Source organism: Virgibacillus alimentarius (assembly GCF_000709085.1).
GTDB classification, from domain to species: domain Bacteria; phylum Bacillota; class Bacilli; order Bacillales; family Amphibacillaceae; genus Virgibacillus_B; species Virgibacillus_B alimentarius.
On sequence record NZ_JFBD01000094.1, the window covers coordinates 1 to 22,016 of the forward strand.

Genomic DNA, 22,016 nt, shown 5'->3' on the forward strand with positions numbered 1-22,016 from the left:
ACTTGACATACTACCGCAGGTCTTTTATAATAGTTTCACTGTTACTATCGAAAGGAGGCACGATTACGGGGCAAATTCATCAACTCATGTTGTGACAAAAGTATTACCCGGGAAATAATATTAACGAAAGCTGTCTATTTTCCGTTCCTATTTATTCGTTAAATCGACAGGAACTTTTTATGAAGCAAGAAAATGTCGACCTCTTTATCAATAGAGATCGACATTTTTTAGGTTAATAGATGCTAGGACAAAGCTTTCAACCCAGTCACACCCACTATAATCGCAATTAAACTTATAATCCGAAAGATATTCTTCGATTCACCAAAAAAAATCATATTCATCAATACAGCACCTGCTGTGCCAATTCCGATAAAAACAGAATATGCGACACTCACAAGTAGGTGGGAAAAAGAAACATATAGGAAAGCAAATGAACCACCAAGACCGCCAAAATAGAGTACGCCATTACGAATACTTTTATGCTCACTGAATAACCTTAAACCCAAGACTCCGATCATCTCAAATATCGCTGCAAGTGCAATATACAACCATCCCATTAGTGCATGACCTCCTTACTACCTTCATTGCTTTTATTTTCCGGCATTTCGTCAGCCAATTTCAGACCAATTACTCCTAAAACCAATAAAACCATAAACATCATTTTTCCACTTGTTAGATCACCACCGAAAATATACACGTCCATTAGAGCAGTACCCACTGTTCCTGCTGCAGCAAAAATGGCATACACCGTCCCGGTTGGTAACTGCTCACAAGCCTTTGTTAGAAAATGAAGGTCCATTATGATAAAAGTTATTATAAATATCCAATGCCACCATGCATCTGCTATATTAAATCCCAAAATCCAAACAAGTTCAAAAAAACTTGTTAAGAAAACATACATCCAAGCTTTTTTCATCTTCATTCACTCCTTCTTTTATGACTGACGTTCAGTCATTATTAAATAATGAAAGCATGGCGAAATACCATGTAAAAAATCTCTTCAATTAAATTAAAATAAAATTAGCTTTTAAGCGCATGTTTTAAAAAGTCTAAAACTTCTTGTCTCTTTATATTTGCAGCATTATCATCCTGATGGTCATACAAATAAGATTGTTCGGCGGCTGCTTCAATTAATCCTATGAGCAACGTAGCTGTATGCTCTTCATGAACTGTTTCGCGGATAATTCCGTCTGTTTTTGCTTTTTTTAGAAATCCACTCATCCATTTATAATAAGGCTCATAAAGTGTCTCCCATTCTTTTAAGTATTCACTTGACGCTAACCCCGCATAAATCAGAGCGAATATTTCACGGTACTCATTCGTGATATAAAATACAGCATCGACAACTTGCTCTAGTTGACGCGAAAAGGGGGAATCTTGCTGAACTGCTTTTTTAATTTCTTCAAGTGTTTTTTCTACCATTACTTGTGCGATTGAGGGCATGACAGCAAGCTTCGTTGGAAAATACAAATAAAAAGTTCCTTGTGCAATGCCAGCACCTTTTACAATATCAGATACTTTTGCCTTTTCGATACCCTTTTCCTGAAACACATCAATTGCTGAGCGAATAATGTTTTCCTTTTTATTATCCATCAAAACAGCTCCCAACTCATAATGACTGACTGTCATTCATTTTATCCTAATGAGGTATCATTGTCAATATGGTTACAGGTTATAGCCATATATTGCATCCATAACATACGCTTATTCCATTTTCACAGATGCTTTCTTTGAAAATGTTCTATTCGCTTCCAAGCAGACATATACTCAATGGCAGCAATTAATATGGAACTCAACATCAAGGAGGTATTTTCTGTGCCAAAAGGTCTGCATGATTCAACAATAACCATTCCCATTGACTTTGTTTGGTCTTTTGTTAGTAATATGAATAATTGGGCACCCCTCGTACCCGGTTATATGGAACACGAGATCATTAATGATAGGGAATCAACCTGGAAATTCAAAGGTGACATCGGGATCGTGCAAAAAACCGTCCATCTGAAGATTGAGATTATCAAGTGGGAGGAACCTACGAAAGTCACCTTTCAGTTAACCGGATTAAGTGAAAACTTTAAGGGCAACGGTTATTTTTTAGCAAAAGAATTAAGTGGCCGTGAAACTGAAATAACCGGCTGTCTCGACATAACTGCAAAAGGAATGATGGCACCGGTCGTTAATCCCATATTAAAATCACTCATTCCAAAAACCACAAAAGAGTTTACCGAATCTGTTGTTGATAAAATGGCCAATGACATGCGCATTTTAGTTACATAACGGAGCGTAAAATGCATTCCGTTGCTCATTTTTAAAGGGAATTTGACAAATGGAAAAATTCCATGTATATTATATAAAATGATACAATTTCATATCAAAACTTTCTTATTCAGAGAGGTGGAGGGACTGGCCCCATGATACCTCGGCAACAGGCTATAAGGCACTGTGCCAATTCCAGCAAGTAGCTTACTTGAAAAATAAGAAGAGCAATATAAAAATGGATCTCCACCCTCTTCTTATTTTTAGAAGAGGGTTTTTGTTTTGCTTGCTGTTTTGATCTACCGAATCTAAAACGATCGCATAAAAAAAAGTCGATTGCTTAATTTAAAAGGAGCGGAACCATGATGAGTAAACTAACGCATTTACAATTTGAACACATCAAAACATCTCTTGAAAAAATGAAATATGGATCCATTATGATTACAGTGCAAAATGGAGAAATTACGCAAATAGATACAACAGAAAAAGCTAAGGATAAAAGACAGCCAGGCATTAAAACAATAAATAAGAACAGGAAAAATTGAATAACGCAGTTTCTTATCAAGAGAGGTGGAGGGAATGGCCCCATGATACCTCGGCAACAGGCTTAAACAAAAGTACTGTGCCAATTCCAGCAGACTATATGTAATGTCTGAAAGATAGGAAGAGGATCAGATTCATGTAAACCTCTTCTTATTCATCAGAAGGGGATTTTTTAATTCCCTTCTGATGAATAAGAAGAGAAAGGCGGTGAGCTTTTAAGATAAACCAAGTATTTTTATCAATATAATCAATAAAGGAGGATTTTTAATGGCTAATACTACATTTATCTCTGAAGTAAAATGGTCTGGTGAAGGAGTATTATCTGTTGCAAATGTCAATGGAAAAGAAGTTATTATTGATGAACCCAAGGAATTGGGTGGTACAGACAAAGGGGCAAATCCGGTAGAATATGTACTTTCTGCATTAGGGGGTTGCATTAATGTGCTTGTGGTCACATTTGCCCAAAAATTTGAAGTGGAAGTAAATGGATTAGACGTTCAGCTGGAAGGCGATCTTGATCCCGATGGTTTTCTCGGAATCAATCCTGATGTCCGACCAGGGTACCAGGAAGTTCGCTACAAAGTAAACATTGATTCACCTTCGCCAAAAGAAAATATCGAACAGCTTCTTTCCCATGTAGATGCTATTTGTCCGGTAAAAGATACCTTAGCAGGTACTTCTGTCGTCAATGTGACAAATCAGGCTGCATCAGGCGTATAGAATAAGTAACTTAACTTTATTCTATCCATAAAATCATTAAACTTATATCATATCAAAAAGGACTGCATCGTTTTGACGATACAGTCCTTTATGCATTATTTTGATTGAATTAAAATGATTTAGCTCCGATGTATCTAGGGCCCCAATATGAATCATTCTTATTTGCATATTCCACACCCGTAGCTTCTGTACCAGCATGAATCATTTGGCCATTTCCAACATAGATTCCACTATGAGAAACCCCAGATTTATAAGTGTTTTCAAAGAATACAACATCGCCTGGGCTCGGATTACTTACATGTTGACCACCACTTGCCCACATATCTGCATGAGTTCTACCAACATTTACACCTTCCTGCTTGAGTACATAGGTAACAAATCCACTGCTGTCAAATCCAGCAGGAGTTGTACCTCCCCATACATAAGGTGTTCCTACTAAACTTTGTGCGGTAGAAACAGCGTCGCCAGAACCGGATAATGAAAGAGTTTGTGGTTTTACTTGTTGCTGTGGTGCTTCTTGAATTGTTACATCTTCATCATTCTCTTCTGGTGCATTATTTTCTTCTACAGTTTCATTAGTAGGAGTAGCATTAGAAGGATTTTGATTTAATGCATTAAACGTTGCTGGTCCTGCAATTCCATCAATTTGAATTCCACTGTTTCCTTGTAAATCTCTTACTGCTGAACCAGTATTTTCACCGTAGATTCCATCAATATTTAGACTGTATCCGAGATTTTGCAATTTAGACTGTAAATCACTAACTGCTGGCCCGCTGTCACCCGGTCTTAACGTTGAAGCATTTGTCTCTTCCGCTTGTACTGCTTCCTGTGCATTGTTTTCTTCTACTTGCGTAGTTTCTGATGTCTGGTTCGCGCTTGTATCGGCAGCAGGGCCTCCGTATGCTAGTACACTTCCAGACATAATTGGTGCTAAAGCAAAAGATGTTGCCAAAACCGTAGTTACAATATACTTCCGAACAGAATATTTACCTTTAAACATTTATGTATCCTCCCATTTTTTACGTATACTATTGGTAGATTTTTACCGTTAGTACATATTCTAGCAAAAAATTCTATTAAAAAGGTTATGATAATAATACGTTTCGGTAACAAAATATGACAAAATGTTACAACTTCAAAAAAAGAGCCCCTATTTGAAAAGAAAATGTAATATTTTATACCTTTATTCGATATCATCCGAAAAAGATTGTCTATCTATGTCATTTAAAAGTAAGTTTTGTTGCTATCAATCGTTTTCCATTTGCCTACTACTTTTCTCTTTCGATCCAAGTAAACGTTCATCCTTTAAATCAACTCAAACAATTCAGAAGTGACATGCTCCGACACTTCATCTATAATATGATTAAGCAAAATGAAACACTCTTGTTAAAAGGTGATATATATGGAAAAGAAATCATTAACCCGATTTATGAAATTTATAGGAAGCAGGGACCTGATTTTTATCCTGATGGTTGTGATATTACTAGGAATAGCGATTTTTATATATAATAAAATTTCCTTTATTTTCTATCCGTTTATTGTCATTATTTCAACGGTAACTGCTCCCATCATCCTTGCTTTTATTGCTTATTATTTAATGAATCCGATTGTCAATTTGTTGGAGCGTCTGCATGTGAAGCGAATTTGGGGAATTATTATTATTATTTTAGGAATTGCTGGTCTGTTAACAGGTATCATCCTGCTGATTGCCCCGACAATCCAATCTCAGATTAAGGATCTTACCAGTAATTTTCCGAACTATCTTCAGCAAATGAGTGAGGGATTCAGAGGATGGATTAGTCATTCCTTTTTAGGTCCTTTTTACGATGAAGGATATGAATGGGTTGTTACTAACTTAAGTGATCTGACCAGTAAGTTAAGTGAAAATCTCGGTGGTGCAATGGAAGGAATTCGAAATGTTGCAAGCACCGTAACCCATTTCTTTGTTGCAATTTTCACGTTTCCATTTATTCTTTTCTTCCTATTAAAAGATGGAACAAAATTTAAAGAATATTGCCTGCAGTTAATTCCGCCCAAAAACAGGAAGGACGTTAACCAAATTCTCCATAACATGGATGTACAAGTAGGCTCTTATATTCGCGGTCAAATCATTGTTGCTTCTTGCATTGGCATCCTTTTATATATTGGCTATTTAATCATCGGTTTAGATTATGCCATTATCCTTGCATCCATTGCTGCTGTTACCAGTGTTGTTCCTTACCTAGGGCCAATTATCGCCATTTCCCCTGCTATTATTATTGCAATCGTTCATTCACCATTTATGCTACTGAAACTTGCAATCGTATGGGCAGCTGTTCAATTTCTGGAGGGGCATTTTGTTTCACCAAATATTATGGGGCGCACGATGCAAATTCATCCGCTTACCATTATCATTGTTTTACTTGTTGCTGGGAATTTATTTGGAATCGTTGGTGTTATCCTTGGGATACCCGGATATGCTATTTTGAAAGTACTCGTTGTATATCTTTTTGGAAAGTTCAAAATACGCTATAATAAATATTACGGTGAAAAATACGGCTACTATGAAATGGATAAACATAACACATAGATAGAAAATAACGTCCTTTTCTTCAAAAAGAAATCCGCGGAACTCAATTCTTCCGCGGATTTCTTCTGTTCTCTTATAAAGGACGGTCTTCATATGGTGGCTCAACTGGCTCAGGTGCCACATTTGAATGATCCAGAGCAGGCGTTTGTTTTCTTGCTAGTTGATAGATACTAGCTGAAACGACCTTTGCCACCTCTTCCATTTTTTCTTTGCTGATTTTATCAATTGTGTCTGTTGGTTGATGATATTCCGGCTCTAATGGTGCATAACTAAAAACCGCAGCTGGGATTCCCGCGTCATGGAATGACTGATGATCACTTCTGCCAACTTGTCCATATGTAAGTGAATCACTAACACGCAAGCTTGATGATGCTCCTGTATTTGTTATGATGTTTCGCTCGCCATCTACGGTAAACATGATCATTTCCCCTGCATTTTCACTGCCGACCATATCAAAATTAAACATGCCCATTGAACGATTCTTTTCATCTTCGGTTAATGTAGAAACATAATGCTTCGAACCAAGCAAGCCAAGTTCTTCTGCACCAAATGTCACAAAACGTATTTCAGATGTTGTCGGCATTTTGCTTAGAATTCGGGCGATTTCCATGTTCACCCCTATTCCCGAAGCATTATCACTTGCACCAGGTGATCCAGGAACCGAATCATGATGGGACCCTACGTAGATGATTTCCCCTGTGTCATGATTTTTATGTGCCTTTTTCGTAGCGATCACATTGTGGGAAGTTTTCGTCACAATCTCTCCATCTTCACGTCTTTGAAATTCAAATGGTTGAACTTCCACATCCAGACCATACGATTGATATTGGGATACAATATAATCGATCGCTTCTTTTTCTTCTTTTGTACCTGCCACACGGATACCAATATCAACAGACAGTTCATAAACATGATTATAAATCTTTTCCTTGTCAATTTTTTTAACAATCTTATTATCAAATGCCTGTGATGCTGGTTTGCTCGGTGGTGATGCTTCCACCTTCAGCGTGGTTGGTAATATAACTAGTCCAACCGCAACCAAAATGGTGATGAATAGTTTAGACAATTTCTTCATTCAATCCCTCCCTCATAGCTTAATAGAACATGTCCATCATATCATAAAAAGAATATTTTTAATATTGTTATAATGCTAAATAAGTAGACAATAGAATGAATCTGATCGTTAAAGATGCACCGGATTAGGTGGAAAATCCTGCTCCCAACGGGGGAGTTCGATAAATACAAACTAATACTTATTAAATTAATGGAGAAAAAAATACCTTTTTTGAGACAGATTTTATAAAGAAAAACTATTACCATATTTACAATCAATCGAAAAAAAAAAGGCTCCTGAACTTGGAATTTTCCCAAAACAGAAAGCCTTTTCTTTATTTCGGTTACATAAAAATGTAACCTACAGTATTTCTATATCCCTTTATAAGTTCTGATATTTTTAACGAGTGCTTACTACCATTGATTGAACTATTATTAAATTCCTGGGGTATATTTTCTATCTTTTGTCAATTCCCGAAACTCTTCTTTTGCTTTATCTAATATATTATCTTTATTTTGCAAGATATCGTAAGCGGTCAGTGCCATTGAACTTGCGGCAAGATGCATACCCTTATAACCTATAGAGGTTCCAAAAGATGCAGTAGCTTGCCAAGAATGTAATTGTACACCCACAGGGGCACAAGTTGTACTAATGGACCCAGTTGGTACAATCCAGCTTACATCACCAACATCTGTTGAACCTTGAATGGTTTTTCCTATAATATAATCATCAAATGATATATTAGTCGGTAATAATCCATCTACCTGATTACCAAACGTCCCACCTTTTTGCCTTAAGTGATCTTCTATTGTTTCGACAAGTTTTTCGGCAAAATCTTGTTCTGCGTCTGTGTATTCTATCGGATTACTTTTTTTCATATTATGAAACATCAGCTTATTCAAATGGTTGTTTGGTAGTGTTTCATAGGGAAATGCAAAAATCTCAGATGTTACCTCTGTTTCATTCATTAAAGCAGCGCCTTTAGCAATGTTTTTAATTCTTCGGAGGATGTCACGTACCTCATCTTTTGATGCAGCTCGTATATAATACCAGACACTCGCATATTCAGGAACGACATTTGGAGCCAATCCTCCATTTGTTATAGCATAATGAATTCGCACACCATCACGCACATGTTCACGCAAATAGTTTGCCCCAACATTCATTATTTCTACACTGTCAAGGGCGCTTCTTCCAGCATGTGGTGCGGCAGCTGCATGTGCAGTAACTCCTCTGAAATGAAATTTAATAGATGCCATTGCCTGCATACTTTTATCCATAACTGTATTAGAGTTACCTGGATGCCACGTCAAAGCGCAGTCTAGATCATCAAATACACCAGCTTTTGCCATATAAGTTTTTCCTGCTAATACCTCTTCAGCAGGACAGCCGTAGTATCTAATTGATCCTTGCGTCCCTTCCTGTTCCATCATTTCTTTTAATGCAATAACTGCTTCAACTCCTGCAGTACCGAGTAAATTATGACCGCACCCATGGCCAGCACCGTCAGAAACAACTTCTTCTTGAATCGCACTTGCTTTTTGTGAAAGCCCGGGTAAAGCATCAAATTCACCAAGTATACCAATTATTGGTTTCCCTACTCCAAATGAAGCAACAAAAGCTGTATCTAGTTCACCAATAGGGTTTTCTATCGTAAAACCTGCTTCTTTTAATACATTCATTTGTAACTCTGAAGCATAAGTTTCCTCATAGGCAAGTTGTGGGTTATCCCAAATCCTTTGCGCTACCTGTGTAAACTTTTCTTCATGCTCCTTAAGCCAATTAATAATATCTGTTTTCTTCACAGTATTCCTCCTGTTTTTATAATTGTTTTACATTTGACTTTTTTTCAATTAGTAGACAGATAATAACAGTTGCTATAACACTAGTTAAACTTTTCAAATAAGCTACAAGCGGAACGATATTTACGATGATCCCAATAATAAGAGCTACAACTCCAAATAAAGGCTTTTTAATAGCAAATTGGGATAATACCGCTCCAAAAATTGCTGGTAAAATTAATGGGAAAATTTGTTGAATATTTTCAGGAATTAATGCAATAACAGCTGAGCCACCAAGAATAATTGGAATAAGGAAAAGCTTATTCACTAAGGATGCAGCACCTATACCAAGCGTGGCCGAAATCTCCCCCTTTTGTGTCCCCGGATCAGCTCCAATGGCATTTTGAGCTGCCGCAGCAGAAGGTAAGCACATATTTCCAATGTTACCTGAGAGAAAACCAATATATGTTCCAGATACCCCTAAAATAGGAAAATACATGATCGGCTCCAAAAACCAAATGGCTACAACTACACCAGCATAAGCAGTGAATCCAGTTAAAATAACATTCCATCCTGGGTGATGCCCGAGTATAAAGGACAAATATATAGGAAGTGATAAAGTCAAAATAATAGCAGCCCAAAGCGTTAATCTTCCCCAAAAGTGAGCTTTCTTATGATAATGATCCATCGTAGAAACGTGGGGCACCGAAGTTCTTCCCGCGCTATTATTTTTTTCTGTCGTTCTCAATTGCTCTATAGCCATATGATGCTTCCCCCTTCGTCAGACCAAGAAATAGCCGATACATAAACTTACAAAAATTGATAGTCCAAGTGACCATTCTCGCAACCAATCCATTTTAAGTTTATCAGCGAGTTTCGTTAAAAAAACCATTGTTAATGCCGCAACAATTGCTACCACCACATATGCCATACCTTTGATCATTTCTGCACTTGCCAAATTACCGAAAGCGCCCGTCATTGCAGCAGTTGTGATTATTGTCATAATTTGTTTGCTTTTTGCACTTTTGCCTACGATTTTCTTTTCTATTTTACTCATTGATTTTGTAGACAGTGCTGTAAAAACTAACCAGCCCAATCCACCTAAGCAAAGTGTCCATGCCACAGCAGTAAATGCTTGGGCATTATAGCCAGCGCCCCCTAGGTCTACGCCATAGGCATTAGCACCCATTGTCGCTCCAATCGATTCTGCTGGTGCAGATCCGATAATGCCAACTCTCATTAAAGTAAGTGGATCTCCTAGAAAAGCTATTAAAGAAATAGCTACAATTACAATTGCAAAAGATGGTCCTATTGCAGCTATTGCCCCTGTCTTAAGAGCACTCCTTACTTCTTTTTTACTCATTCCCACATCACCACTTGCATTTACTGCTAACTGAATAAATTTAATACCTTGGAAAATAACAACAAAAATAACAGCTGCAGCGATCATCCATACGATAGGGCTATTTGCCAGTTTCATTACATTTTCCATTTAAACTCTCCTTTAGTTCCACCGAATGAAACCCCTTTCATTTTTTTATTTATTATTTGTTTTCTGATTAGTTTTACTATACACTTAAATTAATAGCAAAACAATGTATGTTTCTACATAATAATAACTAAATAATGTATGTTTTTACATATGATAAAGAAAGGTGTGTCAATATGAATACAATTAAATACTGCACTTTATTTTTACAGAGAAAATTAAAATCGGTACAATTTCAAATATGGGGATACCATGATGTAACAAATGAAGTCTACCTCATTAAAGATTCGAAGGGGAAGGGATATAATACAAATCCACCAATTTTTACACCAACATCTAATATGAGCTTAGAGCCATATAAAATCACGAAACAAATTGATGAGACACTTATACAATTTAATTATACTGAAGGAAATAGATTAGCAATTCGCATTTTTAATAAAACTATTCCATTCAACAAGGATGAGATAGAAAACCTATATCACCTATTGAAATCTATTGAATTAGAGGAGATTATTAAAAATAAAAATAATGAATTAAAAACATTAATGAAAAGTATGCAGTCGATTACATCAAGTCTTAATCTTAATGATGTACTTAAAAGTATCATTCGTCATGCTTTAAATGTCATTCCTGCCGCTGATGTCGGTTATTTAATGCTCTATGATCATAAACAAGAAAGACTTATTACAAAGGCATCTGTCGGATTTAATGATGAAATCTACAACTTTCAAACAAAAGTTTATGAAGCTATTACAGGTAGTGTATTTGCAGATGGTCAGGTGAGAATATTTAATTCTTATGATGAATTGAATAAAGCAATGTACACCTATAATATATCATCTGAAAATCTAGAAACACTTTTAAAGGCTGCACCTCACCCGGAAGGTGCGATTTGTACCCCCATATCCATTGGCGAGAAAAGAATAGGCGTGATGATCATTCATCAGTGGAAAATAAAGAAAAAACTAATGGAAAACGATTCAAGTTTATTACAAAGTTTTGCTGATCAAGCAGGCCTTGCTATACAAAATGCAACATACTATACAGAAACAAAAACAAGATTGAAAGAAATCACTGCATTAAGTAAACAGTTTAGGGAAAAAAACACACAGCTCATGATACGACAGGAAGTACATGAAACACTGACAATGTTATTATTAAAAAATAAAGGAATTGCTTCACTGGTTAATAGTTTAAAAACAATGATGGGACAAGAGCTTACCCTTTTTAATTGCTTAGAAAATACGTTCTACTCACCTAAGGCGAATGAATACTATTATTTTAGTGTGTTCGAAATCAAAACTATTTTTTCAAAAAAGCGCCAAGCTGTATTCGTACAACCTTCAGACGATAACGAAAAATTGTTTTATTTGTACCCTATATACAATGGAACTGTTTTTTTCGGCTGCTTAATGCTTCGCTTATCTAAACCTCTTTCAAATACAAATCAAATCACCTTAGAACAGGGGAGCACAGTATTAGCGTTAGAGTTTGTAAAAAGACAAACCTCTACAAAAATCTATCATCGTGAATTATATGAACAATTTAAACAATTATTATCCTTTAAAGAACCACAGCAGATCCGTCACCGAGGACGGGAAATGGGACTACCAATATCTGCTTATTGGATGATCGCGATTTTAGAAATACCAAATCCCCTAATTCGAATGCATTATTTGGACATTGAGATACAACATATTACTGCTAAAATAAATAAGGAATTAAATTCATCAGAGAACCTGATTTGTGGTTTTTATAATAAAATTATTTTACTCCATCCACTCTTTAACCAAAATGATGTCAAAACGGTTCACCGAAAGTTAAATACTATAAAAAACGATGGAAAGCACTTTGAAAGTCCCATATTTCGCGGTGGTTTAAGCACTGCTTATCATGGACTAGAAAACATCAATAAGTGTTATGACGAAGCTAACAATGCATTAACATACGTATCAAAAAGGAATAGTACTGAAATTACTTGTTACGGAGATATTGGATTAGATCGCTTATTTTTACATCATTCTTCCCAAGAAATTGATCAGTTTATTGACGACACTTTCTCTAGATTCTCACCAAATAATACACACGATAAAGAACTTGAAAAAACATTAATGACCTATGTCGATCTTAATCACTCTGCAAGTAGAACAGCTAAAGCATTACATATCCACATTAATACGTTTTATCAGCGATTAAATAAAATCGAAGATCTGCTTGAATTAGATTTAAACAATAGTGAAGATGTATTGAAAATACAACTTGCTTGTTATTTGAAAAAGTCACAAATGATTGAAAACAATAATAAATCATCAAGCAGATAATCAATGAAGAGAACATGTTTGTTGGGGTATTTTACATTCTTAATATTTATGTGAATCATCTTTTCGCTTTGTCATACTATATGGATCACACTTCGTATCAAAAATTCAAACCTCCTTCAACCCGCTTCACTACCAAAAGCATCTTTTTTGTATTAAGATAAGACAGGTGAGGAAACATACGATTAATTGGAGGAGCTTATGAGTGACAAAAATAAAGGAATCATCTTGTTATTATTATCAGCGCTGGGATTTGCGCTTATGGCGGCATTTGTAAAGCTGTCAGGCGATGTGCCAACCGTGCAAAAAACACTCTTCCGCAATGCTGTGTCAATGATTATTGCATTCGGCTTTGTGAAGCATTATAAAGAGCGATTGTTTGGGAAACGAGAAAATCAAAAAGCGCTTTTACTACGGTCTTCCCTTGGTGCGCTGGGAATCATTTTATATTTTTATGCCATTGATCATCTTGTTTTGTCTGATGCAGATATGCTCAATAAAATGAGTCCATTTTTGACAATCATTTTTGCAGCCATTTTCTTAAAAGAACATGTAAGACGTTTCCAGATGATTTCGATTATGATCGCGTTTGCAGGAACACTTTTCATCATAAAGCCTGCATTTAACGTAGATACTGTACCGTATTTGATGGGAATCCTTTCAGCAGTGTTTGCTGCAGGGGCATATACAGTACTGCGCGTACTTGGAAATAGGGAACAATTTTATACCGTAGTCTTTTATTTTTCTTTTTTCACTACGATGATTTTATTGCCATTTGTTATCATTTTTTATGAACCAATGACTGTAAAACAGTGGATTTATCTACTTGCAGCTGGGGTGTTTGCAACTGTTGGGCAATTTGGAATTACGGTAGCATACAAATACGCACCAGCGAAAGAAATATCCATCTTCTTCTATTCAACAGTTGTTTACTCAGCTTTGATCAGTATTGTCTTGTTTGGCCAGGTTCCAGATGTCTGGAGTGTGATCGGATATATCAGTATTTTCGGTGCCTCTCTCTACATGTTTATAAAAAATAATCATGACGATAAAAAACTTACAAAGATGATGAAAGAAAAACACCAGCACTAATGGATTGCACCCCAAAAGTTAAATTCTTTTACTCTAACTTTTGGGGCGATCTCCGTGCTGGTGTTTTTTTATCCTTGAGCCTACCAACATGTTACTCTTCATTTGCTTGTTTTTCATCAGAAGATTTTGGTTCCGCTGCTTTCGATTGGGTATGATTTTGAATCTCATCTAAAACACGAATCCATTTTCCTTATAAATGGATACAACAAGCTTGGTTTCTATTGGCACGTTATTATTGGTATTGGAGAAAAGATTGCGGCAACAATCATTTTCGAAATCGGAGATCAATGTCCACCACAAAATGAAAATGGGCTTGATTGATTAGAAATTGAATTCTCGCCATGGCGTGATGCGCAGAACGTAATGGTCTAAATCCATAACTATGATTATAGAACTGGGCTTCCGCAATCGGTTCGAGTATCTGTTTAAAACATTGTTGAATGATTCGATCTAACATACAAGGGATGCCAAGCGGTCTCCACTTGCCGTTATCTTTTTCAATCCATTTTCGTCTAACTTTTTCGGGCAATAATTCTCTAGCTTGTTTTTAATTTCCATCATCAGCTTTTCTTCAGACCGCTTTTTTATATCGTTTATCGTCTTTCTATCCGTTCCAAGTGTCTGAGACCCTTTATTGGATTTGATAGTACGATAGGCGAGCAAGATGTTTTCTCTGGATGTGATAACATCATATCCAGCTCACAGGCTTCCAGGGGACACCTAAGTTCAGTATGGATAGCTAGGTTGTAAAGGACTGTCATCCGAAACGTTTGCTATAAGACTTATGCCGAAGGGCATTTATCTTTGTGAGGATAGGTGCATGACTGACGAATTTCCTGTAATGGGAATGAAGGAATAGCCCCAAGTCTAATGAAATGAAAAGTTATTTTCCACACGTGCATTGCACGGGTCGGGTAGGAACGTGGGAACATCACTCCAATAGGAGGGATGCCAAAGTGCAAGCTTTGCGGTATTGGGATTACTACGATATGACAGAAACGTTTACGGATTTGTATGATAAAAGTTTGAATCAACAAGCTTTTTCACATCTTTCCGCCTTTGTCCGGTATAGCGTGTTTCATAGAGCAAATTTTCACTTCACACCACTCACCCCATCGTTAGATGGAACATAAGTTTCCCTATGTTCAAACTTTAGACCTGTATATTCGATTATTCCACCTGTACTTCAAACCCTGTAATCTGTCAGTCACAACGCATACAGGAGTATTGACGGGATGGTTTCAGGAAACGTGGTTCCATCATTCCCATCCTCGGTTGTAAAGTTATAATAAAAATTCCCCACTTTTCACGTCAAAAGACATTTATAGTGGAACTTGTCGAGCGGCGCCCAATTCTGGAAGACTTGACTTCAAAAGGTATCAATCAATGCTCTACACCAACTCTTGCATGATTAAGTGTCTAAAGTGAAAAGGTGTAATGCAATTTCTCTGATTCTACTGTCTACCTCTGTTTCCAATGCTTCATAATTATCGTTTCTTGAATAGAAAGTATCTCCCGAAATAATATAATCTGAAAGATTGAGCAGACCTATGGCTTTTCGGCTAAACTTTTTAGCAATCGCGAACGTTGTTGCGGTTTCCATATCTACTACCAACGCAGCCATCATCTGCCCAAGATTTAAAGGCAAAACGACTTGATTCATTATATAATATAAGGATACCTCCGATAGTTATTATGTCGTTACTTAATTTTATCAGAAGGTATCCTTTTTGCTTTAAAAACACAATAAAAAGGGTGTTACACCAATAAATAATACAAAAGTTAATCAAAAGTCAAGTACAACAATAGATTGCGGATTTTCTTAACTAAATCAAGGTATATATCTTTTTATTAACCTCCCATTAATAGATCATCTTCACGATAATTCTCGTCGACAATTAGTATTGGTTTAATCGTTTTTCCAGAGTTGGAATCTTGGCTGGCTTCATTAATTTCGTCGAACTTATAAAACTTCACTAATTTTTCAAATGGGAATTTTCCTTCTTTATGGAATTGAATAAGCTCTGGAATTGCGAGTTGTGGAATAGCATCACCCATTAAAATACCTAGTACATTACGACTCGTGATTGTTAACTCCGTAAATGGATTGAATTCAAGAGAATTAGGTGTTACAGCTAGAGGTGCCGTACTTCCACCAATCGCAAGAATATCAAGAGATGATTTCATAACAGACGATATACCTGTTGTATCGATTGTATAATTAACCCCTACGGCACCTGTAATTTCATCTATCCGCTCTCTTAGATTTTCTGTTCTACTATTTATAGTATGGGTTGCTCCAAGTTCTTTAGCCATTTCTAACCGTGAGTCATGAATATCAATAGCAATAATCTGTGAACACCCTTCAATTTTTGCTGTCATTAGTGCACCAAGACCAACCGCTCCTGTACCAAATATCGCAATTGATGAAGCTATTTCTGGTTTCAAACCATTAACTACTGTACCAAATCCTGTTAATAATCCACATCCTAACGGCCCTACTAAACGCAAATCTGCTTCAGGATCAACTTTGATTATATTCATTGCATTAGTAATTGTATACGTGGAAAAGGAACTTTGGGTAAAGAAATTTGATACTGGTGTCCCATCTTTCTTATAAAAAGTATGAGTACCGTCTGAACGAGGATTACCAAAGTTTAGTGGTGTCCAATCGTTACAAGATGAAGGGTGACCCGTACGACAACTAGGACATATCCCACAATAATTATAAGCCATTACGATTTGATCACCAACAGCAAAATCCTTAACAGCGCTCCCAACCTTTTCAATAATACCAGCCCCTTCGTGTCCAAAAACAGCAGGCATCGGATATTCTGCATCACCAATACGTAGCGCTTCATCTGAATGACACATACCAGTTGCAACCACTTTTACAAGCACTTCATCAGGATAAAGTTCACCAAGCGTTAATTCCTCAAATCTGTATTTTTCATTGACTCCATTAATTACTGCTGCTTTAACCTTCATATTCATACACCCTCCATTAAGATTATTATTTAATTGAACAACAAAAACTTCTTATCTTTTGCGATATGGCCAACTTTGGTTAATCAAATCAATTTTTCCTGTATACATAACATAGATTGAATATTGAAATCTAGCTCACGCAATATCTAATCATCCTATTTCCTTTCTTTTAAAATTTATATTTCCCTATATATTTACATGCAATAATGATGCCAATCACATTCTAGCTATGTATCACCAATGATAAGGAATGTTGAGTTACATTTTGGTATAGAAGTGTTCTTTTTTGAAACATATATTAGCTAATTGGCGAGTAGTTAAAATTATTTAACTTTATATAAAGAATATTACAACTGATTCCCAATATACGTACTGATTCAGATATATTACCGTTTGTTTTTTCATCGTTTATAATATGAATTTATTTCCATATCCTTCAATAAGGGTTCCTTCATCCCATTTGAAATACGATAGTTATTTAAATTTGTATGAAAAGGTAAAAGCAAAAAATAGCATTACATAATAAATATTATGCAATGCTAAACACCTTCTATATGAAACATTTTAATATTCTCTTTTTTTGTATATTGGACTGAACTGTCTGTAACACTCTACCGAAAACGGACAATGCTGACATAATCGAGATGGACTTGCTGGAAACAAGACTTTCTCATGATCAGGTAATATTGATGATAAGAGATCCAGTTTTTCATTAATTTCGTTAGCCGCTCTTTGACAATGTAATCACTCCAACTCTCCCCCTCAAATGCCGAAGTCATGAATCGTGTCATAATATTCATGTCAAAAGCGATATTTACCAAGTAATTTAAAAACTGAGACATTTTTTGGGGAAATTCATCTTCCATAACAAGAAACCATAAATGTTCATCTCTTGTTTCTTCCCACCAATTTTTATCTTCAGTAGTATCATCTGGAACAGCGTCTAAATAGGAATGAGATTTCCCACCATCTTGAAAATCCCCTAACTGTTCTTACTCTGCAAAAACACTACCGGACGGAAATAAAACAATAATACTTAATAGTAAGATTACCGCTATCAGAAAAAACCTTCTCATAAAAGTAAGCATAAAAAATACCCCGTTGCAGGGATACTTTGCTTTTACCTCCTTTCATTTAGTTATTCAAAACCATAATCATCACCATTAGTTTCTTCTTCTATTTCTTGATATTCATGAATCACGACTCCATCTTTGACTTCTTACACATTTATTCCAAAAATTGTAGTTCCTATATTTTTTAATTTCCATTCTCCTTCTGGATTTTGTTTCATGACAATAAAAGCAGAATCACCAAAGGCGGTATATCCATCATAATCAGACACGGGTGTAATATAGTAAGTGAGCTCGCCCTTCTCCTTATCAAAATACTCATCATACCGGCGTATTTCATATTCTTCTTTGAGTTTATTAAAATCCTTAAATACCTTCTCTATTTCCTCTCCAGTCCCAAATTCTACTTCTAAATCTTTATGTTCCTCTCTAAATTCCTTGAATTTTTCAGGATTGACAAATTCTTCTATCCCCATACTAGTGTTTGATTCATCTATTATATCTTCTAAATATCCATTTTCATTTAAAAAACTATCTTGCCCTTTTGGAGAAAGCATTTTATACATTTCAGGAAAATCATTCTCAAAATACGCCCTATAATAATCCATAGCTACTTTATCTGCCTCATTGAACATTTCTTCTAATTTATCTTCTTCATTGGATTGGTCATCTTATGCATGACATCTTCATCATTTGCTTGCATATTTCCTTTCTCATCATTGGAACTACACCCTGCAAAAAGAGCGATAGCCCCAATCGCAAGAAATATACCTAATAATTTCCTCTTTTCAAACATTTCATCCTACTCCTTCTCTCAATCGCCTCATTTCTCTTTCTTTTTCTGCTTTTGTAGAGGTGGAAGAATCAAAGGCGTCAAATATGTCTTGGAATACAAGGAATATTTTGACAACCTCTGTACATCCATAAATATCTTGGAATAACGCTTCCCCACAACCTAAGAATTCTTCAATTTCATTATCAACCACCTTACTTAACAAAAGTGTCTTCGGGCTGAATATGCATTACATACCTCTTCCTATATTTTATAACTATAACGCTCCTTGTTCCTGAAGCACTTCATCGATTGCTTTTGCCACCCCGTCCTCTTCATTTGTACAAGTCGTGTGCGTACAAATTTTCTTTATACCTTGTTCGCCGTTTTCCATCGCTACCGACCTTCCAACAATTTTCAGCATTGACTGATCATTATAATTATCCCCGATCGCCATCGTTTCGTTTAAGTCAATCCCTAATACGTCAGTAAATTTCTTTAGAGCAATTCCTTTTTGTCCATTTCGGTCGGTAATTTCCATATTAAATTTTCCAGATGAAGTTACGATAATCTCTTTGGTCGAATGAAGTTTCTTTTGAATCGATTTTAGTTTTTGCCTATCTTTCGAGAACGATATCATCTTAAACAATTGTATTTCTTCGCGTTGAAAAAGTGCATGAAAGTTATCGACAATCGTTGTATAGCCTTTTTTCAATCGTTCATTCGCCATCGCCCGTATCTCACTTTCTTTAGCTTCTACGTTCATCTGCTGATAAACGTCAATAATGACACGGATGCGTTTCTTGGGATCGACGGTAAATCCCCCCTGATTGGTATGTACTTCCGTATAAATATGTTCATCATCCAGGATATCTATGATATTCGATGCAATTTTTTTATCAAGGGATAAACCGGCAATCAACTCGCCATCAGCTCTTCGCACTTCGGTTCCATTCATACTGATGATGGGGCACGAAAGGTCTGCTTCTTTCAGCATATCTGCTGCTTCTCTATACGCACGTCCTGTTGCAATCACAACTTCGATTCCTTGTGTTTGTGCTGCTTTCATAGCTTGTTGGTTGAGGGGGCTGATTTCCATTTTGTTGTTTAGCAATGTACCATCCATATCAATTGCGATACATTTAATCATCTATTCCACATCCTGTCTCTGCCTATTTGGTCAATCTTTCATTATATGATTCTATTATACAAAATTTAGTATCTATTGCACGCTGCCACTTCAGGTTGATTGATACACATAACGTTAACCATTTATTATTAACAGGATGTAAGAGATCACTTATCATAATGACAGCATCCAGTTTGAGATTACGAATGATGATTGTGTCCGCCTTATGTGAAGCGATTCTTAGTGTGCTCGCCCAACGCACGATTCCGGAACATTTTCACGCGATCTTCCCCATTTATTGCGCGGGTCCCTATTATTTCAAACAAAGTTTTACGCCCATCTAGTGATTTTAGATAGGCTTTTGCTGTTTCTTTTGCTCCACATATTTAACAGCATCCTCATAAACGGACGGGTGAAAATGCTTTTTAATGGTGTTCAATTTTTCTTCCTCAGACGTAAATGGCACTTTCTTCACCGTGCCATCCGACCATTTGCGCAGCAGTCGCTCATCATTGACAGAAATTGTTCCGTCAGGCAGTGTTTGTGCGATTAATAATGATTTATTAAATGGTGATTCGCCATGATGGTGAATCATTTTCTTAATTCGGTTAAAATCCTCCCATCCTACAGGTGTTGGAACAAAGGCGTATCGCAGCAGCCAATCCTTTTCACCCATTTTCTCGGAAACAATCGTTCCTCTTTCGGTCGTTTTTGTCCGCAGGCGGAATTTTCCTGCTGGGGACGTGACAACAGGACCGTCCAATTCAAGGGGTGCCATGGATAAATTGTTCCCTGATCCGGAATCAATCACGTACATTTTTCCTTGTTTTTCATAAATATTAATCGCGTGCGTCCGGTCGATAATCCAGCCAGTTTTTGGTGATTCAACGGTTGCAGATGCGAGAAAAACATTAAATCCAAGCTCCTTGAGAACCATATACAGTAGTGCATTTAACTCATAACATACCCCGCCGCGCCCGCGTCTCAGCATTTTTTCCGTTATATAGGAAGGTGTGATCGGATCTTCTTTTCCTAATAATACATCCAAGTTTTCAAATGGATATAGGGAAGCAAATATTTCCAATATATAGGTGATACGTTTGAATTCGTCTTTCGTCTGAAAATATCCCTTTTGCTTTAGCAGTGATTCCAGCTTCTCATCCACAGTGCACACCTCCACGCAAATTAATTTTATTATTCAAACAATTGTAACAAAGTCTCGGTTTTATTTCCATGAATGAACTTATCCTGCTGGGGAAGAACGGACGAATCAACATTTCCGCACCAAAAAACGAACCCCATTTTTAGATGAGATTCGTGGTGTATGATTTAAAATATACCTAAAGAAGACATAAACACAATAATGATTGTAATCGGAATGATCCAGCGCATTAGAAAGCGCCAAGCTTTAAACCATCCCATATTTATGTTGCTTCCTGATTGAAATTCGCTCGCAACAATCGCCTTGTCCATTCGAAACGATATAAATATCGCGATGAGCAAACAACCAAGTGGAAGCAGGATATTACTAACAAGAAAATCAGTTGCATCAAAAACAGATTTTCCAAAAATGGAGACGTCAGCAAGCACGCCAAATGAAAGCGTTGCTGGAATACTTGCCAAAAAGACAATGATTCCTGAAATGACAGCGACCTTTTTGCGTGAATATTTTTTATTCGCTGTAAATGCGGAAATAATAATTTCCAACTGGCTAAAGGATGAAGTTAATGTGGCAAATAGGAACAATAGTAAAAATAAGCTTAAAAAGACAGGGCCTAATCCCATTTGACTGAATACCGTCGGTAGTACAACGAATAATAATCCCGGACCTTCTGTTGGTTCAAGTCCAAAAGCAAATACAACCGGAAAAATTGCCAGTCCCGCAAGTAAGGAAACAATGATATTCAATGTTACAACACTCGATGCAGATGATGGGATGCTTTCGTTTTTACTGAGATAGGAACTATACGTTACCATACAGGAAAAACCGACTGCTAGCGCAAAGAATGATTGACCAAGAGCGTATAATACTCCTTCACCGGTTATATTAGAAAAGTCCAAATTAAGAAAAAATTGAACACCCTCCATCGCCCCATCCAATGTAAGCGAGCGGATAACTAAAATAAGAAAGAAAATAAATAATAAAGGCATTAAATATTTACTTTGCCCTTTTCGATCCCATTTTTTGATTCCAAAGCTTAGTACAATCACATTGATCAATAGAAATATGACGAC

23 protein-coding genes, 1 pseudogene and 2 riboswitches are annotated in these 22,016 nt (G+C 36.4%); of the genes and pseudogenes, 7 read left to right on the forward strand and 17 right to left on the reverse strand.

The genetic code is table 11. From position 1 onward, the window contains the following. Positions 1-242 precede the first annotated feature (242 nt). The 3 genes from GZ63_RS0113780 to GZ63_RS0113790 all read right to left on the reverse strand — a co-directional run bounded on the left by GZ63_RS0113780 (position 243) and on the right by GZ63_RS0113790 (position 1,593). Positions 243-557: a DMT family transporter gene (locus GZ63_RS0113780; RefSeq protein ID WP_029270522.1), complete on the reverse strand. Its 315-nt coding sequence runs from the start codon at positions 555-557 to the stop codon at positions 243-245. Then, positions 557-916, reverse strand: a complete 360-nt coding sequence (locus GZ63_RS0113785; RefSeq protein WP_029270524.1) for a DMT family transporter — start codon at positions 914-916, stop codon at positions 557-559. Before GZ63_RS0113785 ends, GZ63_RS0113780 begins: the two co-directional genes overlap by 1 nt. 104 nt (positions 917-1,020) lie before the next feature. After that, positions 1,021-1,593: a TetR family transcriptional regulator gene (locus tag GZ63_RS0113790; protein WP_029270526.1), complete on the reverse strand. Its 573-nt coding sequence runs from the start codon at positions 1,591-1,593 to the stop codon at positions 1,021-1,023. A gap of 222 nt (positions 1,594-1,815) precedes the next feature. On the opposite strand from GZ63_RS0113790, the gene GZ63_RS0113795 reads away from it, so the two are divergent. From GZ63_RS0113795 to GZ63_RS0113805, 3 genes are all read left to right on the forward strand, one after another. Further along, the gene (locus GZ63_RS0113795; protein ID WP_029270528.1) at positions 1,816-2,274 is read left to right on the forward strand and encodes a CoxG family protein; all 459 of its coding nucleotides are present in this window, start codon (positions 1,816-1,818) and stop codon (positions 2,272-2,274) included. A gap of 102 nt (positions 2,275-2,376) precedes the next feature. Further along, positions 2,377-2,478: riboswitch (SAM riboswitch) on the forward strand. Between the two features lie 140 nt (positions 2,479-2,618). Next, the gene (locus GZ63_RS0113800) at positions 2,619-2,798 is read left to right on the forward strand and encodes a YezD family protein (protein ID WP_029270530.1); all 180 of its coding nucleotides are present in this window, start codon (positions 2,619-2,621) and stop codon (positions 2,796-2,798) included. Positions 2,799-2,808: 10 nt separating this feature from the next. Next, a riboswitch (SAM riboswitch) is annotated at positions 2,809-2,919 on the forward strand. Between the two features lie 144 nt (positions 2,920-3,063). Next, positions 3,064-3,516 (forward strand): OsmC family protein, encoded by a 453-nt coding sequence (locus GZ63_RS0113805; protein ID WP_029270532.1) that lies wholly within the window; start codon positions 3,064-3,066, stop codon positions 3,514-3,516. A gap of 109 nt (positions 3,517-3,625) precedes the next feature. Here the strand turns inward: GZ63_RS0113805 and GZ63_RS0113810 are convergent, their stop codons facing one another. After that, on the reverse strand, positions 3,626-4,516 hold the full coding sequence (locus GZ63_RS0113810; RefSeq protein WP_029270535.1) for a C40 family peptidase: 891 nt from the start codon (positions 4,514-4,516) through the stop codon (positions 3,626-3,628). 402 nt (positions 4,517-4,918) lie between these two features. Between GZ63_RS0113810 and GZ63_RS0113815 the strand changes: the two genes are divergently transcribed. Continuing rightward, positions 4,919-6,085 carry an AI-2E family transporter gene (locus tag GZ63_RS0113815; RefSeq protein WP_051681505.1) on the forward strand — a complete coding sequence of 389 codons (1,167 nt, stop codon included), beginning with the start codon at positions 4,919-4,921 and terminating at the stop codon, positions 6,083-6,085. A 73-nt stretch (positions 6,086-6,158) separates the two neighbouring features. Here GZ63_RS0113815 and GZ63_RS0113820 read toward each other — a convergent pair whose 3' ends face one another. The 4 genes from GZ63_RS0113820 to GZ63_RS0113835 form a co-directional block, all read right to left on the reverse strand. Beyond that, positions 6,159-7,160 (reverse strand): M28 family peptidase, encoded by a 1,002-nt coding sequence (locus GZ63_RS0113820; protein WP_029270539.1) that lies wholly within the window; start codon positions 7,158-7,160, stop codon positions 6,159-6,161. Between the two features lie 413 nt (positions 7,161-7,573). After that, positions 7,574-8,944 carry an amidohydrolase gene (locus GZ63_RS0113825; RefSeq protein ID WP_029270541.1) on the reverse strand — a complete coding sequence of 457 codons (1,371 nt, stop codon included), beginning with the start codon at positions 8,942-8,944 and terminating at the stop codon, positions 7,574-7,576. A gap of 16 nt (positions 8,945-8,960) precedes the next feature. Then, a complete protein-coding gene (locus tag GZ63_RS0113830) occupies positions 8,961-9,683 on the reverse strand; it encodes a hypothetical protein (protein WP_029270543.1) in 723 nt (240 codons plus the stop codon). A gap of 18 nt (positions 9,684-9,701) precedes the next feature. After that, on the reverse strand, positions 9,702-10,412 hold the full coding sequence (locus GZ63_RS0113835; protein ID WP_029270545.1) for a DUF5058 family protein: 711 nt from the start codon (positions 10,410-10,412) through the stop codon (positions 9,702-9,704). A 173-nt stretch (positions 10,413-10,585) separates the two neighbouring features. On the opposite strand from GZ63_RS0113835, the gene GZ63_RS0113840 reads away from it, so the two are divergent. After that, positions 10,586-12,733, forward strand: a complete 2,148-nt coding sequence (locus tag GZ63_RS0113840) for a helix-turn-helix domain-containing protein (protein WP_029270547.1) — start codon at positions 10,586-10,588, stop codon at positions 12,731-12,733. Positions 12,734-12,931: 198 nt separating this feature from the next. Further along, positions 12,932-13,822 (forward strand): DMT family transporter, encoded by an 891-nt coding sequence (locus GZ63_RS0113845; RefSeq protein ID WP_038221268.1) that lies wholly within the window; start codon positions 12,932-12,934, stop codon positions 13,820-13,822. Positions 13,823-14,099: 277 nt separating this feature from the next. Here GZ63_RS0113845 and GZ63_RS17545 read toward each other — a convergent pair. Continuing rightward, positions 14,100-14,515 (reverse strand): annotated as a pseudogene (locus GZ63_RS17545) (reverse transcriptase domain-containing protein); the annotation flags it as partial. Between the two features lie 263 nt (positions 14,516-14,778). Between GZ63_RS17545 and GZ63_RS18490 the strand changes: the two are divergent. Further along, a complete protein-coding gene (locus tag GZ63_RS18490) occupies positions 14,779-14,955 on the forward strand; it encodes a hypothetical protein (RefSeq protein WP_226374432.1) in 177 nt (58 codons plus the stop codon). A gap of 278 nt (positions 14,956-15,233) precedes the next feature. On the opposite strand, the gene GZ63_RS0113865 is transcribed toward GZ63_RS18490, so the two are convergent. The 8 genes from GZ63_RS0113865 to GZ63_RS0113905 form a co-directional block, all read right to left on the reverse strand. Then, the gene (locus GZ63_RS0113865; protein WP_029270555.1) at positions 15,234-15,485 is read right to left on the reverse strand and encodes a hypothetical protein; all 252 of its coding nucleotides are present in this window, start codon (positions 15,483-15,485) and stop codon (positions 15,234-15,236) included. Positions 15,486-15,673: 188 nt separating this feature from the next. After that, positions 15,674-16,810, reverse strand: a complete 1,137-nt coding sequence (locus GZ63_RS0113870; protein WP_029270557.1) for an NAD(P)-dependent alcohol dehydrogenase — start codon at positions 16,808-16,810, stop codon at positions 15,674-15,676. 1,219 nt (positions 16,811-18,029) lie between these two features. Beyond that, positions 18,030-18,515, reverse strand: coding sequence for a hypothetical protein (locus GZ63_RS0113880; RefSeq protein ID WP_029270563.1), 486 nt, complete (start codon positions 18,513-18,515; stop codon positions 18,030-18,032). Positions 18,516-18,520: 5 nt separating this feature from the next. Then, positions 18,521-18,676, reverse strand: a complete 156-nt coding sequence (locus GZ63_RS17950; RefSeq protein ID WP_156947740.1) for a hypothetical protein — start codon at positions 18,674-18,676, stop codon at positions 18,521-18,523. 1 nt (position 18,677) lies between these two features. After that, the gene (locus tag GZ63_RS18175; RefSeq protein WP_029270565.1) at positions 18,678-18,878 is read right to left on the reverse strand and encodes a hypothetical protein; all 201 of its coding nucleotides are present in this window, start codon (positions 18,876-18,878) and stop codon (positions 18,678-18,680) included. A 51-nt stretch (positions 18,879-18,929) separates the two neighbouring features. Further along, positions 18,930-19,802, reverse strand: a complete 873-nt coding sequence (locus GZ63_RS0113895; RefSeq protein ID WP_029270567.1) for a Cof-type HAD-IIB family hydrolase — start codon at positions 19,800-19,802, stop codon at positions 18,930-18,932. 328 nt (positions 19,803-20,130) lie between these two features. Next, positions 20,131-20,946: an arylamine N-acetyltransferase family protein gene (locus GZ63_RS0113900; RefSeq protein WP_029270569.1), complete on the reverse strand. Its 816-nt coding sequence runs from the start codon at positions 20,944-20,946 to the stop codon at positions 20,131-20,133. Between the two features lie 164 nt (positions 20,947-21,110). Further along, the coding region (locus tag GZ63_RS0113905) for a sodium-dependent transporter (RefSeq protein WP_029270571.1) at positions 21,111-22,016 on the reverse strand (906 nt) is incomplete at its 5' end.